Consider the following 4,711-nt stretch of genomic DNA (forward strand, 5'->3'; position numbering starts at 1 on the left):
GCGCAGGCGGCCGATCGGCGCCTGCGCATAGGGAATGGCGCTGTAGCGGCAAACGCCGCCTTGCTGCACGCCGGTCAGCGTGCCTGCCTGCAGCGCCGCCTGGACGAACTGACTCATATCCTGCCCCTTGTGTATTGGTCCATGGCCCGGCCGCGGCAGGCGCCGCGGCGGTCGGACTATGGTAGGGAGGAATGGGCCGCGCCAGGCATGCAGGTTTCGAACATTGCCATGCGCAATCCGCATGGCTGGGCCGGGGGCGCGTTTGCTACTTGACGATGCGCGCGTCCAGGCTGTTGTCCGCCAGGGCCTGGGCCTGGGCGCGTGACATGCCCAGATGGTCGTACAGCGCGTGGAAATTCTCGTTGACGTAGCCGCCGAAATACGCGGGATCGTCGGAGTTGACGGTGACCTTCACGCCCGCGTCCAGCAGCGACAGGATGTTGTGCTCGCGCATGTGTTCGAACACGCGCAGCCGGGTGTTGGATAGCGGACAGACGGTCAGCGGGATCTGCTCGTCGATCAGGCGCGCAATCAGCGCCGGGTCTTCGGCGGCGCGCACGCCATGGTCGATGCGCAGCACCTTCAACAGGTCCAGCGCTTCCCAGATGTATTCGGGCGGGCCTTCCTCGCCCGCGTGCGCCACGCCGGGCAAACCTTCGGCGCGGGCGCGTTCGAACACGCGCTGGAACAGGCGCGGCGGAAAGCCCATTTCGCTGCTGTCCAGGCCGACGGCGATGAAGGCGTCGCGGTGGGGCAGCGCCGCTTCCAGCGTGCGCATGGCTTGCTCTTCGGGCAGGTGGCGCAGAAAGCTCAGGATCAGCCCGCTGCTCACGCCCAACTGCTTGCGGCCGTCCGCCAGCGCCTGGCTGATGCCGCCCAACACCACCTCGAAGGGCACGCCGCGGTCGGTGTGGGTCTGCGGGTCGAAGAACGGTTCGGTGTGCACCACGTTCTGCTCGCGGCATTTCAGCAGATAGGCCCAGGTCAGGTCGTAGAAATCCTGCTCGGTGCGCAGCACGTCCGCGCCGCGGTAATAGAGGTCCAGGAATTCCTGGAGATTGCCGTAGTCGTAGGCGGCGCGCAGGGACTCGATGTCCGGCCACGGCAGCGCCACGCCGTTGCGCTGGGCCAGCCGGAACAGCAGCTCGGGTTCGAGCGACCCTTCCAGGTGCAGGTGCAGTTCCGCCTTGGGCAGTGCGTTGAGCCAGTCGTACATGGGTGCTCCGATCAAAAAAGTGTTGCCTGTCCAGAATAACGCGCAATGCGCTTGCAGGCTCAGGCCGTCAGCGCGATGGCGTCGGCCTGAATGGCTTGCTGGAGCTGGGCGGCGAAGGCGCGCGCCTGCCGCGTGCTGGGGCGGTCGCGGCGCCAGATGGCCGCCAGCGGCGACTTGCGCAGGACCGGCCTGTCGGGCAGGACCACCAGCTCGCCGCGCGCCTGCCGGATGGCCGCCACGCTGCCGGGCAGCATCCACAGGTACAGGCCGTCCAGCAGCATTTCACGGCCGAATTCCAGCGACAGGGCGCCGATCATATCCGGAATCTCCAGCCCGGCCTGGCGCAGCGACATTTCCAGTTCGCCACGGATGCGGCTGCCGGGCAGGGCGGTGATCCAGGGGTAGGCCACGTAATCGGCCAGCGTGGCGCCGGGCAACAGGGCCAGGGGATGGTGCGTGGCGCAGGCCAGCACCACGGAATCTTCCAGCAGCGTGGTGGAACGGTAGATCTGCGGGTTGACGGTGGCCGAGAAGCGGCTGATCAGCACGTCCAGCGCGCCCGCGTCCAGGTCTTCGATCAGCCGTTCATGCGTGCCGATCTCGATGGTGAGCGTGATGCGCGGATAGGCCTGGCGGTAGGCGCGCGCGGCCTCGGCCACCGGCCAGCCCGCGAACATCGAAAAACAGCCCACCGTCAGGCTGCCCTCGTCGCCGCGCGATACCGCGGCGAGATCGATCTCGGCCTTGCGGAAATCGGTGAGCAGCAGGCGGGCGTGGCGGCACATGGTCTCGCCCAGCGGCGTGCAGGTGGTGCCCTTGGCGGTGCGTTCAAATAGCCGCGCGCCTACCAGCTCCTCGATTTCGGCGATGGCGCGCGACAGGCCGGACTGCGTGCTGTGCAATTGGGCGGCGGCCTTGGACAGGTTGCCCAGTTCTGCGACGGTCAGCACGATTTCCAGGTGCCGGATGCGGAGCTTGCCTCGGAACGGTGTCATGGCGCGGGTCGGGTGGGAGTTGCCGATTATTCTCCCGCGCTGCGCGCTTGGCAACGCCGGCCAGGATTCGGCCGGCCGGGTTTCGGATATAGTTCGCGCCTGACTGATGATCGACAGCGCGGCGCGGGCCAGCCCGGCGGCCTGCAAGAGAAAAAGGGCAGCCATGAATGCAACGGTGTGCGGCGCGCGGAGGATGGGCAGGCTTGCGGCAGCGGCGCTGACCGCGCTGGTCTTGACCGGTTGCGGCGCATCCAGGATCGATGGCGTTTCCGTTGCCTGGCCGCCCTTCCGGGACGGGACGCTCGCGGCGCTGCCATCGGATCCGGCGCAATGCCCGCATCTGGCCGGCACCTACCGGGCGCAAGGCGAGTTCGTCTCGGGCGATCGCGAGACGGTTGCCCTGAAGGACCTGCGCATTTTCCTGAAGTACCCCCTGGACCTTCCAGGCATGGACGACAACCCGCTGCCGGAATGGCGCTCCGGACCCCAGGCCACCGTGGCTTTCACGGCCGCGCCGGACGGATGGACGGTCCTGGCCCTGGACGGGCAGGGCGCGCGCTCGTCCGGCCGTCTGGCGCAGTTGAATGGCGCGCAGGATCCCGCTGCCCTGCCTGGCGCGGCCCGGCCTGCCCGACCGGACGGCATCCGGCGTCTTAGCGGCTGCACGCAGGGCCGGCTATGGGTCAGCGTGCGGCACGACTGGCGCCAGTACGAGTCCATGGGCGTGCGGCGCCATGTTGCGCTGTTGCGGCCGGAGGCCGGAGGCTTGCTGGTGTCGGTGCTGCGGGAGTCCGACAGCATCGGTATGTTGCCCTGGTATTCGAATGAGGGCAGCGTGTTCCAGTATTGGTTCGCGCCTGCGGGACGTTGACCGCGTTCGATCCGCTTTCCCCGCGGCCGCGGCCGCAGTTGACCCGGTTGCCTTGATGAAATCCGAAAATCCGTCCGCCGGTGACCCGCGCGCCCGCTTCGTGTCCGGGCCCATGGGCCCGCACGTGCTCGAAATGGTCCTGACCGGCTGGGCCAGCATGCTGGCCGTGTTCGCGGTGGAGTTCCTGTCGCTGCTGTACCTGGGCACGCTCAAGGACGAGGCGGTGCTGGGCGCGGTGGGCTTCGGATCGATGACGCAGTTCACCATCATCTCGGTCTGCATCGGCGTGACCGTGGGCGGCGCGGCCCTGGTGTCGCGCGCGCTGGGGGCGGGGGATGGGCCGCGCGCCCGGGCGCTGGGCGGCGCTTCGCTGGTCCTGATGGCCGCCGCCGCATTGGTCTCGGGGGCTTTGTTCCTGGCCGCTATCGGTCCCTTCACCACGGCCATCGACCTGGCCGAGGATGTGCGTGGGCACCTGCTGTCCTATGTGCTCATCACGACGCCGTTCGCGGTGGTGATGGGCATGGGCATGATGCTGTCCAATCTGCTGCGCGCCGCAGGCCATGGCCGGCAGTCCATGTGGGTGCTGTTGGCGGGAACGGCGACGGTCGCCGTGCTGGACCCGCTGGTCATCTTCGTGCTGGACGGCGGCATGGTGGGCGTGGCCTGGGCCAGCGGCGCGGGCCGCCTGGCCACGGTGGCGCTGGGCGCGTGGCTGGTGTTCCGCAAGCACCGGCTGGTGGCCTGGCCCACGGGCGCCGCATTGCGCGCGCACCTGGGCGCGATAGGGCGGATTGCCTTGCCGGCCGCGCTCACCACGCTGGCTACGCCCGCGGCGGTCATCTTCACCGTGTCCACCTATGCGGGCTTCGGCTCCAGCGTGATGGCGGGGGCCACGGTGGTGGACCGGGTGCTGCAACTGGCCTATGCGCTGTTCTTCGTGCTGCCGGGCGCCATCGGGCCGATCCTCGGGCAGAACCTGGGCGCGGGGCAGTGGGACCGCGTGCAGCAGACGGCGCGTCTGACCACGCGTTGGTCATTGATCTACGGCTTCTCGGTAGCCGTCCTGCTGGCCTTGCTGGCTCCCTGGATGCCCGACCTGTTCCAGGTGACCGGGCCAGGGCGCGACCTGATCGTCTTCTTCTGCCGCTACGGCAGTTTCGCCTGGGCGCTCAACAGCCTGTATTTCGTCGCTATCGCGGTGTTCAACAACCTGGGCTATGCCACGTACTCCACCGCCATCGGCTGGCTGCGCGCGACCGTGGGCACCTTGCCCTTCGTCTGGCTGGGCGCGCACTACGGCGGCCCGGAAGGCGTGCTGGCGGGGCAGACGGCGGGCTTCGCCTTGTTCAGCCTGATCGCGATGCTGCTGTGCCGGCGCGTGCTGCGCGCGCCACCCGCCAGCGGCGCGTTCGATTTTGACGCCCGGTCGCGGTACGATCCCGGCTGACTTCGATTTTTCAGGATAGCCATGCGTCAGCGTTCCGTACGCCTTCGACTCGACTCCTTCTCCCGTGTGCTGTTGGCCGCGGGCTTTGCCGCCGCTGCTGCCGGCGCCGCGCAGGCGCAGGGACCCGCTTCCGCCACCGGCTCGCGCGCCCAGCCCGCAGTGCCGGTCCAGACCTTGCC

4 protein-coding genes are annotated in these 4,711 nt (G+C 68.8%); 2 read left to right on the forward strand and 2 right to left on the reverse strand.

Features of this window, described 5'->3' with window-relative positions; genetic code table 11:
• Positions 1-265: 265 nt before the first annotated feature.
• Entirely contained in the window at positions 266-1,216 is a 951-nt protein-coding gene (locus tag WBB14_RS18975; protein WP_424241198.1) for an adenosine deaminase, read from the reverse strand.
• A 59-nt stretch (positions 1,217-1,275) separates the two neighbouring features.
• The gene (locus WBB14_RS18980) at positions 1,276-2,211 is read right to left on the reverse strand and encodes a LysR family transcriptional regulator (RefSeq protein ID WP_424241199.1); all 936 of its coding nucleotides are present in this window, start codon (positions 2,209-2,211) and stop codon (positions 1,276-1,278) included.
• 193 nt (positions 2,212-2,404) lie between these two features.
• Here WBB14_RS18980 and WBB14_RS18985 point away from each other — a divergent pair, with 193 nt between their 5' ends.
• A complete protein-coding gene (locus WBB14_RS18985; RefSeq protein ID WP_424241200.1) occupies positions 2,405-3,082 on the forward strand; it encodes a hypothetical protein in 678 nt (225 codons plus the stop codon).
• A gap of 55 nt (positions 3,083-3,137) precedes the next feature.
• Complete coding sequence (locus WBB14_RS18990; protein ID WP_424241201.1) at positions 3,138-4,532, forward strand: MATE family efflux transporter; 1,395 nt, start codon at positions 3,138-3,140, stop codon at positions 4,530-4,532.
• Positions 4,533-4,711: the final 179 nt, after the last annotated feature.

This window comes from Achromobacter sp. (genome assembly GCF_049647645.1).
In the GTDB taxonomy this organism is placed as follows: domain Bacteria; phylum Pseudomonadota; class Gammaproteobacteria; order Burkholderiales; family Burkholderiaceae_B; genus Achromobacter.

What these genes read in the sequence shown, in the direction of transcription:
- WBB14_RS18980 (WP_424241199.1), bottom strand. Translation starts at nt 2,211, where the DNA reads ATGACACCGTTCCGAGGCAAGCTCCGCATCCGGCACCTGGAAATCGTG.
- WBB14_RS18975 (WP_424241198.1), bottom strand. Translation starts at nt 1,216, where the DNA reads ATGTACGACTGGCTCAACGCACTGCCCAAGGCGGAACTGCACCTGCAC.
- WBB14_RS18985 (WP_424241200.1), top strand. Translation starts at nt 2,405, where the DNA reads ATGGGCAGGCTTGCGGCAGCGGCGCTGACCGCGCTGGTCTTGACCGGT.
- WBB14_RS18990 (WP_424241201.1), top strand. Translation starts at nt 3,138, where the DNA reads ATGAAATCCGAAAATCCGTCCGCCGGTGACCCGCGCGCCCGCTTCGTG.